Origin of the sequence: Streptomyces sp. ICC4, from assembly GCF_003287915.1 — a bacterium.
GTDB lineage: Bacteria > Actinomycetota > Actinomycetes > Streptomycetales > Streptomycetaceae > Streptomyces > Streptomyces tritrimontium.
On record NZ_CP030286.1, the window covers coordinates 4,410,236 to 4,426,446 of the forward strand.

15 protein-coding genes are annotated in these 16,211 nt (G+C 71.4%); 3 read left to right on the forward strand and 12 right to left on the reverse strand.

All coding sequences use genetic code 11. From position 1 onward, the window contains the following. Positions 1 to 71: 71 nt before the first annotated feature. Genes whiA through uvrC form a run of 4 tightly spaced genes read right to left on the reverse strand, consistent with a single transcriptional unit; the run spans position 72 to position 5,123 of the window. Positions 72 to 1,073, reverse strand: coding sequence for a DNA-binding protein WhiA (gene whiA, locus DRB89_RS20460; protein WP_112449750.1), 1,002 nt, complete (start codon positions 1,071 to 1,073; stop codon positions 72 to 74). Further along, the gene (yvcK, locus tag DRB89_RS20465) at positions 1,064 to 2,131 is read right to left on the reverse strand and encodes a uridine diphosphate-N-acetylglucosamine-binding protein YvcK (RefSeq protein WP_112449751.1); all 1,068 of its coding nucleotides are present in this window, start codon (positions 2,129 to 2,131) and stop codon (positions 1,064 to 1,066) included. The genes whiA and yvcK overlap by 10 nt, the downstream gene beginning before the upstream one ends. Continuing rightward, positions 2,128 to 3,099 (reverse strand): RNase adapter RapZ, encoded by a 972-nt coding sequence (gene rapZ, locus DRB89_RS20470; RefSeq protein WP_112449752.1) that lies wholly within the window; start codon positions 3,097 to 3,099, stop codon positions 2,128 to 2,130. Before rapZ ends, yvcK begins: the two co-directional genes overlap by 4 nt. Next, positions 3,096 to 5,123 (reverse strand): excinuclease ABC subunit UvrC, encoded by a 2,028-nt coding sequence (gene uvrC / locus DRB89_RS20475; RefSeq protein ID WP_112449753.1) that lies wholly within the window; start codon positions 5,121 to 5,123, stop codon positions 3,096 to 3,098. The genes rapZ and uvrC overlap by 4 nt, the downstream gene beginning before the upstream one ends. A 634-nt stretch (positions 5,124 to 5,757) precedes the next feature. Between uvrC and DRB89_RS20480 the strand changes: the two genes are divergently transcribed. After that, positions 5,758 to 6,429 (forward strand): transglycosylase SLT domain-containing protein, encoded by a 672-nt coding sequence (locus DRB89_RS20480; RefSeq protein ID WP_112452817.1) that lies wholly within the window; start codon positions 5,758 to 5,760, stop codon positions 6,427 to 6,429. Positions 6,430 to 6,550: 121 nt separating this feature from the next. Here the strand turns inward: DRB89_RS20480 and DRB89_RS20485 are convergent, their stop codons facing one another. Beyond that, entirely contained in the window at positions 6,551 to 9,073 is a 2,523-nt protein-coding gene (locus DRB89_RS20485; RefSeq protein WP_204357939.1) for an FHA domain-containing protein, read from the reverse strand. 331 nt (positions 9,074 to 9,404) lie between these two features. Here DRB89_RS20485 and serB point away from each other — a divergent pair, with 331 nt between their 5' ends. Beyond that, positions 9,405 to 10,604, forward strand: coding sequence for a phosphoserine phosphatase SerB (serB, locus tag DRB89_RS20490; RefSeq protein ID WP_112450401.1), 1,200 nt, complete (start codon positions 9,405 to 9,407; stop codon positions 10,602 to 10,604). Between the two features lie 87 nt (positions 10,605 to 10,691). Here the strand turns inward: serB and DRB89_RS20495 are convergent, their stop codons facing one another. The 4 genes from DRB89_RS20495 to DRB89_RS20505 form a co-directional block, all read right to left on the reverse strand. Further along, entirely contained in the window at positions 10,692 to 11,210 is a 519-nt protein-coding gene (locus tag DRB89_RS20495; RefSeq protein ID WP_112450400.1) for a histidine phosphatase family protein, read from the reverse strand. 121 nt (positions 11,211 to 11,331) lie between these two features. Further along, positions 11,332 to 11,532 (reverse strand): hypothetical protein, encoded by a 201-nt coding sequence (locus DRB89_RS20500; protein ID WP_112450399.1) that lies wholly within the window; start codon positions 11,530 to 11,532, stop codon positions 11,332 to 11,334. Between the two features lie 160 nt (positions 11,533 to 11,692). Beyond that, a complete protein-coding gene (locus DRB89_RS46000; protein ID WP_251072844.1) occupies positions 11,693 to 11,812 on the reverse strand; it encodes an SGM_5486 family transporter-associated protein in 120 nt (39 codons plus the stop codon). A gap of 5 nt (positions 11,813 to 11,817) precedes the next feature. Continuing rightward, positions 11,818 to 13,119, reverse strand: a complete 1,302-nt coding sequence (locus DRB89_RS20505; protein ID WP_112450398.1) for an MFS transporter — start codon at positions 13,117 to 13,119, stop codon at positions 11,818 to 11,820. Positions 13,120 to 13,200: 81 nt separating this feature from the next. Here DRB89_RS20505 and DRB89_RS20510 point away from each other — a divergent pair, with 81 nt between their 5' ends. Beyond that, entirely contained in the window at positions 13,201 to 13,998 is a 798-nt protein-coding gene (locus DRB89_RS20510) for a FadR/GntR family transcriptional regulator (RefSeq protein WP_239516250.1), read from the forward strand. On the opposite strand, the gene DRB89_RS20515 is transcribed toward DRB89_RS20510, so the two are convergent. The 3 genes from DRB89_RS20515 to fabG all read right to left on the reverse strand — a co-directional run bounded on the left by DRB89_RS20515 (position 13,979) and on the right by fabG (position 16,131). After that, positions 13,979 to 14,410 carry a hypothetical protein gene (locus DRB89_RS20515; protein WP_112450397.1) on the reverse strand — a complete coding sequence of 144 codons (432 nt, stop codon included), beginning with the start codon at positions 14,408 to 14,410 and terminating at the stop codon, positions 13,979 to 13,981. The two genes, DRB89_RS20510 and DRB89_RS20515, sit on opposite strands and share 20 nt — an antisense overlap. A gap of 222 nt (positions 14,411 to 14,632) precedes the next feature. Then, positions 14,633 to 15,406 (reverse strand): enoyl-ACP reductase FabI, encoded by a 774-nt coding sequence (gene fabI / locus DRB89_RS20520; RefSeq protein WP_112450396.1) that lies wholly within the window; start codon positions 15,404 to 15,406, stop codon positions 14,633 to 14,635. Positions 15,407 to 15,411: 5 nt separating this feature from the next. Next, positions 15,412 to 16,131, reverse strand: coding sequence for a 3-oxoacyl-[acyl-carrier-protein] reductase (gene fabG, locus DRB89_RS20525; RefSeq protein ID WP_112450395.1), 720 nt, complete (start codon positions 16,129 to 16,131; stop codon positions 15,412 to 15,414). Between the last annotated feature and the right edge of the window lie 80 nt (positions 16,132 to 16,211).

Consider the following 16,211-nt stretch of genomic DNA (forward strand, 5'->3'; position numbering starts at 1 on the left):
CGAGTGATCGCGCGGACCCCTTCCGGAGTCATCGATTCCGCCAGTCGGCCGCCATCCGGCCCGGGGCGGTCTTAGCCGGCCATGTTGTCGGCCAGCTCCTCGCTGTCGCTGAGGTCCAGGTTCGACTCGGTGCCGGGGATCCCCAGGTCCTGCGCCCGCTTGTCCGCCATCGCCAGCAGGCGGCGGATCCGGCCCGCGACCGCGTCCTTGGTCAGCGGCGGGTCGGCGAGCGCGCCCAGCTCCTCCAGGGAGGCCTGCTTGTGCTCCATGCGCAGCCGGCCGGCCGCCGCCAGGTGCTCGGGGACCTCCTCGGCGAGGATCTCCAGGGCGCGCTGCACCCGGGCCCCGGCGGCCACCGCGGCCCGTGCCGAGCGGCGCAGGTTGGCGTCGTCGAAGTTCGCGAGGCGGTTGGCGGTGGCGCGCACCTCGCGCCGCATCCGCCGCTCCTCCCAGGCCAGCACCGAGTCGTGGGCGCCGAGCCGGGTCAGCAGGGCGCCGATGGCGTCCCCGTCCCGTACGACGACCCGGTCCACGCCGCGTACCTCGCGGGCCTTGGCGGCGATCGAGAGCCGGCGGGCGGCGCCGACGAGGGCCAGCGCGGCCTCCGGACCGGGGCAGGTGACCTCCAGCGAGGAGGACCGCCCCGGCTCGGTGAGCGAGCCGTGGGCCAGGAAGGCCCCGCGCCAGGCCGCCTCGGCGTCGCAGGTGGCCCCGGAGACCACCTGCGGGGGAAGACCCCGGATCGGGCGGCCGCGGCCGTCCACCAGGCCGGTCTGGCGGGCCAGCTGGTCACCGCCGGCGACCACGCGGACCACGTACCGGTTGCCCCGGCGCAGGCCGCCGGGGGCCATGATCACCAGGTCCGAGGAGTGGCCGAAGATCTCCAGGATGTCCTTGCGCAGGCGGCGGGCCGCGATTCCCGCGTCCAGTTCCGCCTCGATGACGATCCGGCCGCTCACCAGGTGCAACCCGCCCGCGAACCGAAGGATCGCCGAGACCTCCGCCTTCCTGCAGCAGGTGCGGGTGACGGGCAGGCGGGCGATCTCATCCTTCACCGCGGGCGTCATCGCCATGGGCCGATCCTTCCATGCATCCGAAAAATACGGTCGTACGCGGCGGCGAGCAGCTCCGGATCATGCTTCGGAGAGCCGTCTTTCCTGGCAACCGGCGCCAGCTCGACCGCGGCGCCGAACCGTTTTGCGGCATCGGCGAGGGACTCGCGGTCGGGCACGGCGGCCTGATCGGCCAGCACCACGTCCAGGGCGAGTTTAGGGGCGTGTCGGGCCAAAACCTCCAAATGACGCTGCGGAGAGAAGCCCTCTGTTTCGCCGGGTTGCGGAGCGAGGTTCAGCGAGAGGACCTTCCGGGCCTTCGTCTCGACCAGCGCGTCGAGCAGTTCCGGCACCAGCAGGTGCGGGATCACGGAGGAGAACCAGGAGCCCGGACCGAGCACCACCCAGTCCGCGTCGAGCACCGCCGCGACCGCTTCGGGCACCGCCGGCGGGTCGGCCGGCACCACCTGTACGGAGAGCACCTCGCCGGGGGTCAGCGCCACCGTGGCCTGTCCCCGCACGGTGTCCACGTCGTCGGGTCTGGCCGGATCGTGGCCCTTGACCAGGGCCTGGAGCTCGAGCGGGACCGCCGACATCGGCAGCACCCGGCCGTGGGCGCCCAGCAGCTTGCCGACCAGGTCCAGGGCCTGGACCGGATCGCCGAGCTGCTCCCACAGGGCGACGATCAGCAGATTGCCCACGGCGTGCTCGTGCAGGGCGCCCTGGGACTGGAAGCGGTGCTGGATGACCCGCGCCCAGGTCTGGCCCCAGTCGTCGTCCCCGCACAGCGCGGCCAGCGCCTTGCGCAGGTCGCCGGGCGGCAGCACGCCCAGCTCCTCGCGCAGGCGTCCGCTGGAGCCGCCGTCGTCGGCGACGGTGACGACGGCGGTGAGGTCGCCGGTGATCCGGCGCAGGGCGGTCAGCGAGGCCGACAGGCCCCTGCCGCCGCCGAGCGCCACGACCTTGGGCGCGACGACCTTGGGGGCCTCGCCGCGGCGCAGGCCCGTGCGGCCGCCGACTTCGTCCTTGCCGGAGGTGAGCCGGCGCAGTCGACGGAGCCGCAGCGTGCGTCCGGTCACTCGCGCCCCATGTCCCTGTGGACGACGACGGTCTCGACTCCCTCGGAGGCGAGGCGGGCGGCGAGCTTCTCGGACATCGCGACGCTGCGGTGCTTGCCGCCGGTGCAGCCGACCGCGATGGTCACGTACCGCTTGCCCTCGCGGCGGTAGCCGGCGGCGATGAGCTGGAGCAGCTCGGTGTAGCGGTCGAGGAACTCCTTGGCCCCGGGCTGGCTGAAGACGTAGGCCGAGACCTCCTCGTTGAGCCCGGTGAAGGGGCGCAGCTCCGGGACCCAGTGCGGGTTGGGGATGAAGCGGCAGTCGACGACGAGGTCCGCGTCGACGGGAAGGCCGTACTTGTAGCCGAAGGACATGACGGTGGCCCGCAGCTCGGGCTCCTCGTCGCCCGCGAACTGGGCGTCCATCTTGGCGCGCAGTTCGTGCACGTTCAGGCTGGAGGTGTCGATGACCAGGTCGGCGTCGCCGCGCAGCTCGCGCAGCAGGTCGCGCTCGGCGGCGATGCCGTCGACGATGCGGCCGTCGCCCTGCAGCGGGTGCGGACGGCGGACCGACTCGAAGCGGCGTACGAGGGCGTCGTCCGAGGACTCCAGGAAGACGATCCGCCGGGTGACCCCGCGGCTCTCGAGGTCGGCGAGGGACTCGCGCAGGGCGTCGAAGAACTGGCGGCCGCGGACGTCGACGACGACGGCGATGCGCGCCACGTTGCCCTGCGAGCGGGCGCCCAGTTCCACCATGGTGGTGATGAGCGCCGGCGGGAGGTTGTCGACGACGAACCAGCCGAGGTCCTCCAGGCACTTGGCCGCCGTACTGCGGCCGGCCCCGGACATTCCGGAGATGATCACCAGCTCGGGGATGGCCGCCTCGGCGGTATCTCCGGGCTCCACTGTCGTGCCCGTACTCACCTGTGCTCCGTCTCGGTCGTACTCGGATGCGGAATCGTGCTCGGATGCGGAATCGTGCTCGGTCATTGCTCGGTCCCCCGTTCGGATGCCGTTCCCGCTGGTGCGGGGATCTCATCCTCAATGATCTCCCCGGTCGCCGTGTTGACGGCGGGACCGGCGGGAACCGCCTGGGCGAGGGCCACGGCCACGGTCTCGGCCGTCTTGCGGCCTATGCCCGGGACCTCGCAGATCTGGTCGATTGTCGCCTGCCGGAGCTTCTTCATCGAACCGAAGTGCTTGAGCAGGGCCAGCTTGCGGCTCTCGCCGAGCCCGGCCACCTCGTCGAGCGGGCCGGACTTCAGGCGCTTGCCGCGCTTGTTGCGCTGGTACTGGATGGCGAAGCGGTGGGCCTCGTCGCGCACCCGCTGGAGCAGGTACAGGCCCTCGCTGGTGCGGGGCAGCACCACCGGGTCGTCCTCCCCCGGCAGCCAGACCTCCTCGAGGCGCTTGGCCAGGCCGCACACGGCGACGTCGTCGATGCCGAGCTCGTCCAGCGCCCGCTTGGCGGCGGCCACCTGCGGCTGCCCGCCGTCGACCACGACGAGCTGCGGCGGGTAGGCGAAGCGCTTGGGCCGCCCGTCGTCCTCGGCCGGGGCCGGCTGCCCGCCCTCGGCGTCCTCGGCGTCCTCGGGGGACCACTCCCCCGTCTTCAGCTTCTCCTGGAGGTAGCGGCGGAAGCGCCGCGAGACCACCTCGTGCATGGAGCGGACGTCGTCCTGCCCCTCGAAGGATTTGATCTGGAAGCGCCGGTACTCGCCCTTGCGGGCCAGTCCGTCCTCGAAGACGACCATCGAGGCCACCACGTCGTCGCCCTGCAGGTGCGAGATGTCGAAGCACTCGATGCGCAGCGGCGCGCCGTCCAGCTCCAGCGCCTCGGCGATCTCCTCCAGGGCCCGCGAGCGGGTGGTGAGGTCGCCGGCGCGCTTGGTCTTGTGCAGGGCGAGGGACTGCTGGGCGTTGCGGTGGACGGTCTCCATCAGCGCCTTCTTGTCCCCGCGCTGCGGGATGCGCAGGCTGACGAGGGAGCCGCGCCGCTCGGCGAGCCACAGCGCGAGCGCGGGGGCGTCCTCGGGGAGCGCCGGGACCAGCACCTCCTTGGGCACGGCCTCGCCCTTCTCCTCCCCGTACAACTGCTGCAGGGCGTGCTCGACGAGCCCGGCCGTGTCGACGGCCTCGACCTTGTCGGTGACCCAGCCGCGCTGGCCGCGGACCCGGCCGCCGCGCACGTGGAAGATCTGCACGGCGGCTTCGAGCTCGTCCTCGGCGACCGCGATCAGGTCGGCGTCGGTGGCGTCGGCGAGCACGACCGCGTTCTTCTCCATCGCCCGGCGCAGGGCCCCTATGTCATCGCGCAGCCGCGCTGCCTTCTCGTACTCCATCTCCTCGGCGGCCTCGTGCATCTCGCGTTCGAGGCGGGAGAGGTAGGTGCCGGTGCGGCCGGCCATGAAGTCGCAGAAGTCCTCGGCCAGTTCGCGGTGCTCGTCGGGGGTGACCCGGCCGACGCAGGGCGCGGAGCACTTGCCGATGTAGCCGAGCAGGCAGGGGCGGCCGATCTGGGCGGAGCGCTTGAACACCCCGGCGGAGCAGGTGCGGACGGGGAAGACCCGGAGCATCAGGTCGACGGTCTCGCGGATGGCCCAGGCGTGCCCGTAGGGGCCGAAGTAGCGGACGCCCTTCTTCTTGGGGCCGCGCATGACCTGGACCCTCGGGTAGTCCTCGTTCATGGTGACGGCGAGGGAGGGGTAGCTCTTGTCGTCCCGGTACTTGACGTTGAACCGGGGGTCGAACTCCTTGATCCAGGAGTACTCGAGCTGCAGCGCCTCGACCTCGGTGGAGACGATGGTCCACTCGACGGAGGCGGCCGTGGTCACCATGGTGGCGGTACGGGGGTGCAGCCCGGCGATGTCCTGGAAGTAGCTGGCCAGCCGCTGGCGCAGGCTCTTGGCCTTCCCGACGTAGATCACCCGGCGGTGCTCGTCGCGGAATTTGTAGACCCCCGGGGAGTCGGGGATCTGTCCCGGCTCGGGACGGTAGCTGGAAGGGTCGGCCATGCCAGCCACCCTACTGTCGCCCGCCGACAACCGGGCCGTTCCCCCTCCCGCGGCGCGGGGGCGGGGGCGGGGGCCTCGGGGAACGCGACCGTGGCCGCCGAGGACTCGTCGCTCTGGCCGGCGGCGGCGTCGTTGCCGCCGCCCGAGCCGCAGGCGGTGGCCCCGCCGAGCAGTGCGCAGGAAAGCAGCACCGCGGTGAGGCCGCGACGGAATCGGACGGTTCGGGTGGGTACGGACACGGGTTGCCTCCGGGGACTCAGGGGTCTCCCGCAGCCTCACCCGTTCGGGGGCGTGGCTCTGCTACTCAAGGATGAGAACGCTCACCCATTGAATTGCTGGCGCAACTCTCGGTGAGATTGATACGCGGCCGATGTGAGCCCGCACATAGGACGCACATCACTTACGAAGTTGCCTAGTGGACACATAAAGAGCCTGTCAGTGCTGCTGCACCTAGCGCCGAGGCCGTCATTCCGGGCCCGGTGCCAGGCCGTGATCCACTAAGCGGGATCGTACGTCACACCTTTGCCACAAGTTTTTGCCGCCGCTAAGAATTGCTCTCGCCGCACAGCACCGCGGATCCCGGATCCCAACGGTGCTTTCCTGCGGCTCCCGCTATTCGAAGAGGTTGCTACGCATGTCCGAGACCAGCACTCCCGGCCACAGTCGTCGTCTGACGAAGGCGCACAAGCTTTCCCTCGCGGGTGTAGCCACCCTGGGGGCCGCCTCCCTCGCCTTCTCCCTCGTCCCGGCCGGCGCCGCTGAGACCGAGACGGTCGTGGCCACCGCCCCCGTCGCCTGGTCCAAGGTCGTCGACGGCGCGCAGACGCAGGCCGTGCAGGAGCACCTCACCGTTCAGCAGGTCGTCGCCGACAAGCAGGCCAAGGTCGCGAAGGACGCCGCCAAGGCCAAGGCCGAGGCGGACGCGAAGAAGGACCGCGCGCAGAAGGAGGCCGCGAGCCGCTCCGCCGCCCGCACCCCCGTCTTCGCGAACAACCTGGACGGCTGGATCAAGGAAGCCCTCTTCATCATGAAGAAGGAGGGCATTCCGGGCAGCTACGCCGGGATCCACAAGAACATCATGCGTGAGTCCAGCGGTAACCCGATGGCGATCAACAACTGGGACATCAACGCCCAGAACGGCATCCCCAGCAAGGGTCTGCTCCAGGTCATCGCCCCGACCTTCAAGGCGTACCACGTCAAGGGCACCAAGTTCGACCAGTACGACCCGGTCGCGAACATCGTCGCCGCGTGCAACTACGCCGCCGACCGCTACGGCTCCATGGACAACGTCAACAGCGCCTACTAGGCCGCTGCCGTCCTCCCAAGCCCCCCATGCGCCTCAGGGCGGCCCCGGTGTCCCGGGGCCGCCCTGAGGCGTTCGTGCGTGCCGTGCGCGCCCGTGGGCGTCCGTACGGCGGCGTCACGCGCTACTTGCGCATGACCTCGGGCTCGTGGCGGCGCAGCAGGCGCGCGACCAGGAAGCCGCAGGCGATGCCGAGCAGGACCAGGACGATGATGTCGAAGCTCCACTGGGCGACCGTGGCGTCCCAGAGCGGGTCGGTGTTCTCCGGGTGCTCCCGGTCCCACGGCGCCATGAGCTCGGTGAGGTGCAGCGTGGTGCCGGCGGCGGCGACGGCCCAGCGGGACGGCATCAGCCAGGCGGCCTGCTCCAGACCCGGGGAGTCGTAGAGCTGGAAGAGGACGCCCGTGAAGACGACCTGGACGATCGCGAACATGACCAGCAGCGGCATCGTCTTCTCGGAGGTCTTCACCAGCGAGGAGATGACCAGGCCGAACATCATCGACGTGAAGCCGAGCGCGGTGATCGACAGGCAGACCTCCACGGCCGGGGGCATGAACAGGCCCTCGGTCGGCAGATCGCGCGGGAAGAAGCCGATCCCGCAGATGATCACGCCCTGGACGGCCGTGATGACGCCGAGGACGATCACCTTCGACATCAGGTAGGCCGACCGGGACAGGCCGGTCGCGCGTTCCCGTTCGTAGATCACCCGTTCCTTGATCAGCTCGCGGACGGAGTTGGCGGCGCCCGAGAAGCACATGCCGACCGCGAGGATCAGCACGATCGTGCCCGCCGCGGTGTTGAAGCCGGTCGGCGGGGCCGCGAGGCCGAACTTCGCCGGGATGACCGTGGAGACCACGCCCAGGACCGCCGGGAGGATCAGCATCAGCCCGATGAAGCCCTTGTCGGACGCGATGACCGACACGTAGCGGCGGATCAGCGTCCAGAGCTGGGAGCCCCAGGCTTGCGGCTTCGGCGGCCGGGTCTGCTGCACGGCGGGCTGCACCGACTGCGGGGCGACCGCGTCGATGTCGGCCGCGTACAGCTGGTAGTGCTGCGAGCCCTTCCAGCGGCCGGCCCAGTCGTAGTCCCGGTAGCTCTCGAAGGCGGAGAACACATCGGCCCAGGTCGTGTAGCCGAAGAAGTTCAGCGCCTCGTCCGGCGGACCGAAGTACGCGACCGAGCCGCCCGGCGCCATGACCAGCAGCTTGTCGCAGATGGCCAGCTCGGCGACGGAGTGGGTGACCACGAGGACCGTGCGGCCGTCGTCGGCGAGGCCGCGCAGCAGCTGCATGACGTCGCGGTCCATGCCCGGGTCGAGGCCGGAGGTCGGCTCGTCCAGGAAGATCAGCGACGGCTTGGTCAGCAGCTCCAGGGCCACGGACACGCGCTTGCGCTGACCACCCGAGAGCGCGGTGATCTTCTTGTCCTTGTGGATGTCGAGCTTGAGCTCGCGCAGCACCTCGTCGATGCGGGCGGCGCGCTCGGACTCGGCGGTGTCGCCCGGGAAGCGGAGCTTGGCCGCGTACTTCAGGGCCGTGCGGACCCGCAGCTCCTTGTGCAGGATGTCGTCCTGCGGGACCAGGCCGATGCGCTGGCGGAGCTCCGCGAACTGCTTGTACAGGTTGCGGTTGTCGTAGAGGACGTCGCCCTCGTTGGCCGGCCGGTAGCCGGTCAGCGCCTTGAGCAGCGTCGACTTGCCCGAGCCGGACGGCCCGATGACGCCGATCAGCGACTTCTCCGGGACGCCGAAGGTGACGTCCTTGAGGATCTGCTTGCCGCCCTCGACCGTGACCGTGAGGTGGCGGGCCGAGAACGAGACGTCGCCGGTGTCGACGAACTCCTCGAGCCGGTCGCCGACGATCCGGAAGGTGGAGTGGCCGACGCCGACGATGTCGTTCGGGCCGAGCAGCGCCGTGCCGGACTTCGCCAGCGGCTGACCGTTGACGTAGGTGCCGTTGTGGCTGCCGAGGTCGCGGATCTCGAAGCGGCCGCCCGGCATCGAGTGGAACTCGGCGTGGTTGCGGGAGACCTGGAGGTCGGAGACCACCAGCTCGTTCTCCAGCGCACGGCCGATCCGGATGACGTGGCCCAGCGCGAGCTGGTGGAACGTCGTCGGGCTGCGGTGGTCGCCGTAGCCCGGGGCCCCGCCGCCGCCCTGCTGCTGCGGGAACGGCTGGGCCTGTGGCGCCTGCGGTGCCTGCTGGTGCGGTACCTGCTGCGGCTGCTGAGGCTGCTGCGGCGGCGCCTGGTGCTCCCAGGACTGCTGCGGCTGCTGGTGCTGCGGCTGCTGCGCGTACGCCTGCGCGGGCGACTGCTGCGCCACGGCCGGCTGCGGCGCCTGGGCGGCCGCGGCCGCGCCGGCGACGGGATTCAGCCGCGGCCCGTCGGTGGCGTTGCCGAGGTGCACCGGCGTGCCGGGGACGAGCTCGGCCTGCTGGACCCTCGCCCCGCGCACATACGTGCCGTTGGTGCTGCCGTGGTCTTCGATCCCCCAACCCCGCCCGTTCCAGGCGATGGTGGCGTGCCGCCACGACACCCGGGCGTCATCGATCACCACGTCTCCCTGGGGGTCGCGCCCCAGCGAGTACGACCTGGACGGATCGAGCGTCCAGGTCCTTCCATTCAATTCCAGTACGAGTTCCGGCACTCCAGCCCCACTTAAGTCCCCCGAGAATCCCCCATGACGTCTGGGAGTCTAGGGATGGCGAACATCCGGGGGAACTATTTCAGGCGCACGGCCACAAGGGGAATCCGGGCCGCCCGGCGGCGCCTCCGGGACCCCGGCGAGGGGGTCGAAAAGGTCCGGAGCGTGCGATTCGGGACTTCCCGCCCGCCCCTCCCGGCGCTCCGGCGCACGCCGGGGCACCCCGGCCCCCGTCCCGGGACGGGCCGCCCCGGCGCCCGTCCGGAGCGAAACGGTTCCGGCAGGTGGGACGGGGGTCCGTGCGCGGAGGCCGGGGGGATACGGTGAAGGCACCATGAGCGCTTCGCAGACCTCCGACGTCCCCACCCTCCTCGTCAAGATCTTCGGCAAGGACCGTCCCGGGATCACCGCCGGGCTGTTCGACACCCTCGCGGCCTACTCCGTCGACGTCGTCGACATCGAGCAGGTCGTCACGCGGGGCCGCATCGTCCTGTGCGCCCTCGTCACCCACCCTTCCGGCAGCACCGAGGGCGAGCTGCGGGCCACCGTCCACAGCTGGGCCGACTCGCTCAAGCTGCAGGCGGAGATCCTCTCCGGTACCGGTGACAACCGGCCGCGCGGCAGTGGCCGTTCGCACGTCACCGTGCTGGGGCACCCGCTCACCGCCGAGTCCACGGCCGCCATCGCCGCGCGGATCACCGGGACCGGCGGCAACATCGACCGCATCTTCCGGCTCGCGAAGTATCCGGTGACGGCCGTCGAGTTCGCCGTCTCCGGCGCCGAGACCGAGGCGCTGCGCACGGTCCTGGCCACCGCCGCCGCGCAGATCGGCGTCGACGTGGCCGTGGTCTCGGCCGGGCTGCACCGGCGCGCCCAGCGCCTGGTCGTCATGGACGTGGACTCGACCCTGATCCAGGACGAGGTCATCGAGCTCTTCGCCGCGCACGCGGGCTGCGAGGCCGAGGTCGCCGAGGTGACCGAACGGGCCATGCGCGGTGAGCTGGACTTCGAGCAGTCGCTGCACGCCCGGGTCGCGCTGCTGGCCGGTCTGGACGCCTCCGTCGTGGACAAGGTCCGCTCCGAGGTGCGCCTCACCCCCGGTGCCCGGACCCTGATCCGCACCCTCAAGCGCCTCGGCTACCAGGTGGGCGTGGTCTCCGGCGGGTTCACCCAGGTGACGGACGATCTCCGGGAGCGGCTGGGGCTGGACTTCGCCTCCGCCAACACCCTGGAGATCGTGGACGGCAAGCTGACCGGCCGGGTCACCGGCGAGATCGTGGACCGGGCGGGCAAGGCCCGGCTGCTGCGCCGCTTCGCCGCGGAGGCCGGCGTACCGCTGGCGCAGACGGTGGCCATCGGCGACGGCGCCAATGACCTGGACATGCTGAACGCGGCCGGGCTGGGCGTGGCCTTCTGCGCCAAGCCGGTGGTCCGCCAGGCCGCGGACACCGCCGTGAGCGTGCCGTTCCTGGACGCCGTGCTGTACCTGCTGGGGATCACCCGGGAAGAGGTCGAGGCCGCCGACCTGGCGTAGGCCGTCCCCGCGATCCCTTTCGCGAACGGAGCGGGCCCCGGCACTGTGCAGGTGCCGGGGCCCGCTCCGTTCGCCGTGGGCGTGCCGTCAGGCGCGCGGGGTCCAGTAGTCCAGCAGGGTGCCGACGCCGTGCTCCACGGACTTCCACGAGCCGGTGAAGGAGACGACGGCCAGGGCGGAGGTGGGGAAGCCGCTGCGGTTCATCCGGGGCAGCGCATCGCCCTCCGCGCTGCCGGCGAGGGCGTCGGCGAGGGCGTGCACACCGGGGTTGTGGCCGATGACCAGCAGGTTCCTGACCTCGTCGGGGGTTTCGTTGACCAGGGCGATGAGCTCGCCCAGCGAAGCCTCGTAGAGCCGTTCCTCGTAGGAGGTCTTCGGCCGGTGCGGCAGCTCCTGGACGACGAGCTTCCAGGTCTCGCGGGTACGGGCCGCGCTGGAGCAGAGGGCCAGGTCGAAGGTGATGCCCGTCTGGGCCAGCTTCTGGCCGGCGGCGGGGGCGTCGTGCCGGCCGCGCTCGGCCAGGGGGCGGTCGTGGTCCGTGCCGTCCGACCATTCGGCCTTGGCGTGCCGGAGGAGGACGATCCTGCGGGGTGTGTCGGCGCTCATGGCTCCCAGCTTCGCACGGATCGAGCCACGGGGCGCAGGGTGTTGAGGGGGCTCGGTGGCTGCTGCGGGGCGCGCCCCGGCGTGCGGTGGCGTGCGCGCGCTCCCCGCCGCCGGCGTGGTGTCAGCCGACGGTGCGCAGCAGTTGCTCGGTGACCTGGAGGAGCGCGGAGCCCTCACCGGAGGCGGCGTGGGCCTCGCCGGATCCGGCAAGGAGGAACAGCATGAGGCCGAAGCCGAGGGCGGGCAGGGCGAGCGCCCACCAGTGCAGGCGGGCATCGGCTCCGACGGTCCGGGGAGCTGAGAGGTGCGTGGGGGCCGACATGGCCGCCTCCGTGGGGTGCGCGTGGGACGGGCTCGCTCTTGCTCTTCGAATCTAAGGATTCGAGCCCGCGGTTCCCATCGGGGACGCACCCCACTTGTCCCTGAGCCTGGCCCCCTAGGGGATGGGGGGATAACCCCACCCCGGAGGCGCGCGCCCGCCGCTACGGGGAGGCGATGGTCGCGATCACGGAGATGACGACGGTCACGAGGAGCATCGCGCCCAGCACGATGCCCAGCTTCTTGTGGCCGTTCTGGGGGTTCGGTTCGAGTACGGGCGACATGCCGTTCAGTCTCGCATGCCGCATTCGTCCTCGATCGTGCGGTCCCGGCCCGCGAGCAGTCCGAGCGCGATCTGCGGGACGAGGAGTCCGGCCATGAGGGCGAGCGGCAGGTCCCAGCCGCCGCTGTGCTGGTAGAGGGCCCCGATGAGGAGCGGTCCGGGGATGGAGATGAGGTAGCCGGTGCTCTGGGCGAAGGCGGAGAGCTTGACGACTCCGGCCGGGGTCTTGGCGCGCAGTCCGATCATCGTGATGACGAGGGGGAAGGCGCAGTTGGAGACGCCGAGCAGCAGCACCCAGGCCCAGGCCCCGGCGGCGGGGGCGAAGTAGAGGCCGAGGTAGCCGGCGAGGCCGAAGAGGCCGAGGACGACGGCGATGGGGCCCTGGTTCCTCATCCGGCCGGCGAGGCCGGGGATGACGAAGGCGAGCGGGACGCCCATGACCATGGTGACGGCGAGCAGGATGCCCGCGGTGCCGGCGGAGACTCCGGCGTCGCGGAAGATCTGCGGGAGCCAGCCCATGGTGATGTAGGCGCCGGTGGCCTGGAGGCCGAAGTAGCAGGCCAGGGCCCAGGCCGTGCGGCTGCGGACGACGCGCGGGCCGGTGTCGGCGCGGACGGCCGGGCCCTTCGACCCGGCGGCCGCGGCCGCCTTCTCCTTGCGGGCGGCGGCGGCGATCGCCAGCCAGGGCAGTACGGCGGCCACGGCGAGGAAGGCCCACATCAGCAGGCCGGTGCGCCAGCTGCCGCCGAGGGCCTGGGTCATCGGGACGGTCGCGGCGGCGGCGAGCGAGGTGCCGGCGGCCAGGGCCATGGAGTAGAGGCCGGTCATGGTGCCGACCCGGTCGGGGAACCATCGCTTGACGATGACGGGGAGGAGCACGTTGGTCAGGGCTATGCCGGCCAGGGTCAGGGCGCTGGCGGCGAGGAACCCGGCGGCGTTGTGTGCGAAGGGCCGGATCAGCAGGCCCGCGGTGACGGCGGCCATGCCGGCGCAGACGACGGCGGCGGGCCCGAAGCGGCGGGAGAGCCGGGGCGCGGTGACGCCGAAGACGGCGAAGCAGAGGGCGGGTACGGAGGTGATGAGCCCGGCCACGGTGCCGCTCATGCCGAGGCCCGTGCGGGTCTCCTCGAAGAGGGCGCCGAGGCTGGTGATGGCGGGCCGCAGGTTGAGGGCGGCCAGCACGATGCCGACGAGGAGCACGGGTCCGAGCCACGCCGGCTGCGGGGTGGCGGTGGCGGGAAGGGGCTGCGGGAGTGCCGTGCGCACGGCCTGGGGCCGGTTCAGGGTCTGGATTTCTTCGTCGGACATTCAACCATCATAGAATCATGGGATGATTGGTTGTCCACCCCGCAGCAGTTTCGTGCCCGTCCCGAGAGGAACCCCGACCGCATGCCGCTGACCTCGCCCCGGCGATCCGCGCTCGTCGACCAGGTGATCGCCCAGCTCAGGAACCAGATCACCACCGGTGAATGGTCCGTCGGGTCCCGCATCCCCACCGAGCCCGAGCTCGTGGAGCTGCTGGGGGTCGCCCGCAACACCGTGCGGGAGGCGGTCCGGGCCCTCGCGCACAACGGGCTGCTGAACATCCGCCAGGGCTCGGGGACGTACGTCATCGCCACCAGCGAGCTGGCCGGCGTGATGCACCGCCGCTTCGCCGGCGCCGACCCCCGACACATCGCGGAGCTGCGCTCGACGCTGGAGTCCTCGGCGGCCCGCCTCGCGGCGGAGCGCCGGACCGCGCGGGACCTCGTACAGCTGGACGCGCTGCTGGCGCGGCGCGAGGAGGCCTGGTCGGGCGGGGAGGCGGAGGTGTTCATCGCGGCGGACGTGGCCCTGCACATGGCGGTGGTGGCGGCCTCGCACAACGACGTCCTGATCGAGCTGTACGCGGACCTCGGCGATCTGGTGGCCGACTGGCTGCGCACCGACGTGGGCTCCGAGCTCGATCCCGCCTCGCACCTGGACCACGCCCGGCTGATCGAGGCGATCCGGCGCGGCGACGGGGTCGCGGCGGCCTCGGAGGCGGCCGGCTATCCGTTCGTCTGCCTCGGCAGGGACCGGAAGCCCGGCAATGACCTGGAGGCCGGCAAGGATCTGACGGACGGCGAGGACCCGGAGGCCGGCAGCGACCTGGAGTCCGGCGAGGCCGCCGGGGAGCCGCGGGGCGTCACTGCCGCTGGTGGCTGACCCAGGCCGAGCGGACTTCCTTCCAGCAGCGGCTGGTGAGCTCCACCCGGCCGGCCGGGCCGAGGGCCACGGCGGCCCCGTCCCCGTCCACGTCCCACCACCGGTCGCACTCCACGTGCAGGCGGACCAGATCGGTCTGCGGATACCTGTTGTGGCAGTACGCGACCACCTGCGAGCCCTCGATCTCGGTGTCGCAGTCGGCGCCGAAGAGCTCCCGGGCGGCGGGCGGTGCGGGCTGTACGGGCGGTTCGGCGGGGATCCGGTCCAGGTCGACGGCGGCCGGGGCCGTGGCCTCCGCGCCGGACGCCGGATCGGCGCCCTCGCCCCGCGCGACGGCTCCCGGGACCAGGAATCCGGTCAGAACCACCGAGGTGACCAGCAGCGCTACCGCTCGGCTCCGCCTCGCTCGCACTCCCGTACCCCCTCCCGCAGGAACCGGGAAGATCCCGACGAGGTCAGTTTGCAGGGAAATGTCCTGATTTTCGACTCGGGAAGATCCGGCGGGACGGCGAAAATCTGATCGAGTCGCCCCGCACGGCGCACGCCCGCGCACGCGAAACGGCGGCGGCCGCGCCTCCCGGGAGGGAGACGCGGCCGCCGCCGTACGAAGGGAACGGGAGCTCGACCGGGCAGGTCAGGCACCCATCGCGTGCAGGCCGCCGTCCACGTGGACGATCTCGCCGGTGGTCTTCGGGAACCAGTCCGACAGCAGGGCGACGACGCCGCGGCCCGCCGGCTCCGGGTCGGCCATGTTCCACTCCATCGGGGAGCGCTGGTTCCAGATGTCCGCCAGGTCCGAGAAGCCCGGGATGGACTTCGCGGCCATCGAGCCGATCGGGCCCGCCGAGATCAGGTTGCAGCGGATCTTCTCCTTGCCCAGGTCGCGGGCGAGGTAGCGGCTGGTCGCCTCGAGCGCGGCCTTGGCCGGGCCCATCCAGTCGTACTGCGGCCACGCGTACTGCGCGTCGAAGGTGAGGCCGACGACCGCGCCGCCCTCGTTCTCCGGGAACAGCGGCTTGCACGCCATGGTCAGCGACTTCAGCGAGAACGCCGAGACGTGCATGGCGGTGGCCACCGACTCGAACGGGGTGTTCAGGAAGTTGCCGCCGAGCGCGTCCTGCGGCGCGAAGCCGATGGAGTGGACGACGCCGTCGAGGCCGCCGAGCTCCGCGCGGACGAGCTCCTCCACGCGGGCCAGGTGCTCGTCATTGGTGACGTCGAGCTCGATCACCTTGGTGGGCTTGGGCAGCTTGCGGGCGATGCGCTCGGTCAGCGTCGGCCGCGGGAACGCGGTGAGGATGACCTCGGCGCCCTGCTCCTGGGCCAGCCGGGCGGTGTGGAAGGCGATGGACGACTCCATCAGCACCCCGGTGATGAGGATGCGCTTGCCGTCGAGAATTCCGCTCATGGTGATCAGTGACCCATGCCCAATCCGCCGTCAACGGGAATGACGGCTCCTGTGATGTACGCGGCGTTGTCGGACGCCAGGAAGCTGACGGCGGCCGCGATCTCCTCGGGCTGCGCGTAGCGGCCCAAGGGCACCTGGCCGACGATGCCCGCACGCTGCTCGTCGGTGAGCACCTTCGTCATGTCGGTGTCCACGAAGCCCGGGGCGACGACGTTGAAGGTGATGTTGCGGGAGCCCAGCTCACGGGCGAGGGAGCGGGCGAAGCCGACCAGCGCGGCCTTGGAGGCCGCGTAGTTGGCCTGGCCGGCCGAGCCGAGCAGTCCGACGACCGAGGAGATCAGGACGACGCGGCCCTTCTTGGCGCGGAGCATGCCGCGGTTCGCGCGCTTGACCACGCGGAAGGTGCCGGTGAGGTTGGTGTCGACGACCGACGAGAAGTCCTCCTCGGACATGCGCATCAGCAGCGTGTCCTTGGTGATGCCCGCGTTGGCGACCAGGACCTCGACCGCGCCGTGCGCGTCCTCGACCTGCTTGTACGCCTGGTCCACCTGGTCGGAGTCGGTGATGTCGCAACGAACCGCCAGCACGCCCAGGGCCGTGAGCTCCGCCGGGGGCTCACCCGACCGGTACGTGATCGCGACCTTGTCGCCGGCCTCCGCGAAGGCTCGGGCGATGGCGAGGCCGATGCCCCGGTTACCTCCGGTGACAAGAACCGAGCGGCTCAACGGATCACCCTTTCGACTAGCGGTCTGAATACCAAAAACCTATAGGTCATGCACCCCATACGGAGAATCGGGCTCCGACA

Excerpts from the sequence above, each read along its gene's own strand:
- whiA (WP_112449750.1), bottom strand. The coding sequence starts at position 1,073 with ATGGCGATGACGCCCGCGGTGAAGGATGAGATCGCCCGCCTGCCCGTC.
- rapZ (WP_112449752.1), bottom strand. The coding sequence starts at position 3,099 with ATGACCGAGCACGATTCCGCATCCGAGCACGATTCCGCATCCGAGTAC.
- uvrC (WP_112449753.1), bottom strand. The coding sequence starts at position 5,123 with ATGGCCGACCCTTCCAGCTACCGTCCCGAGCCGGGACAGATCCCCGAC.
- DRB89_RS20480 (WP_112452817.1), top strand. The coding sequence starts at position 5,758 with ATGTCCGAGACCAGCACTCCCGGCCACAGTCGTCGTCTGACGAAGGCG.
- serB (WP_112450401.1), top strand. The coding sequence starts at position 9,405 with ATGAGCGCTTCGCAGACCTCCGACGTCCCCACCCTCCTCGTCAAGATC.
- DRB89_RS20495 (WP_112450400.1), bottom strand. The coding sequence starts at position 11,210 with ATGAGCGCCGACACACCCCGCAGGATCGTCCTCCTCCGGCACGCCAAG.
- DRB89_RS20500 (WP_112450399.1), bottom strand. The coding sequence starts at position 11,532 with ATGTCGGCCCCCACGCACCTCTCAGCTCCCCGGACCGTCGGAGCCGAT.
- DRB89_RS46000 (WP_251072844.1), bottom strand. The coding sequence starts at position 11,812 with ATGTCGCCCGTACTCGAACCGAACCCCCAGAACGGCCACAAGAAGCTG.
- DRB89_RS20505 (WP_112450398.1), bottom strand. The coding sequence starts at position 13,119 with ATGTCCGACGAAGAAATCCAGACCCTGAACCGGCCCCAGGCCGTGCGC.
- DRB89_RS20510 (WP_239516250.1), top strand. The coding sequence starts at position 13,201 with ATGCCGCTGACCTCGCCCCGGCGATCCGCGCTCGTCGACCAGGTGATC.
- fabI (WP_112450396.1), bottom strand. The coding sequence starts at position 15,406 with ATGAGCGGAATTCTCGACGGCAAGCGCATCCTCATCACCGGGGTGCTG.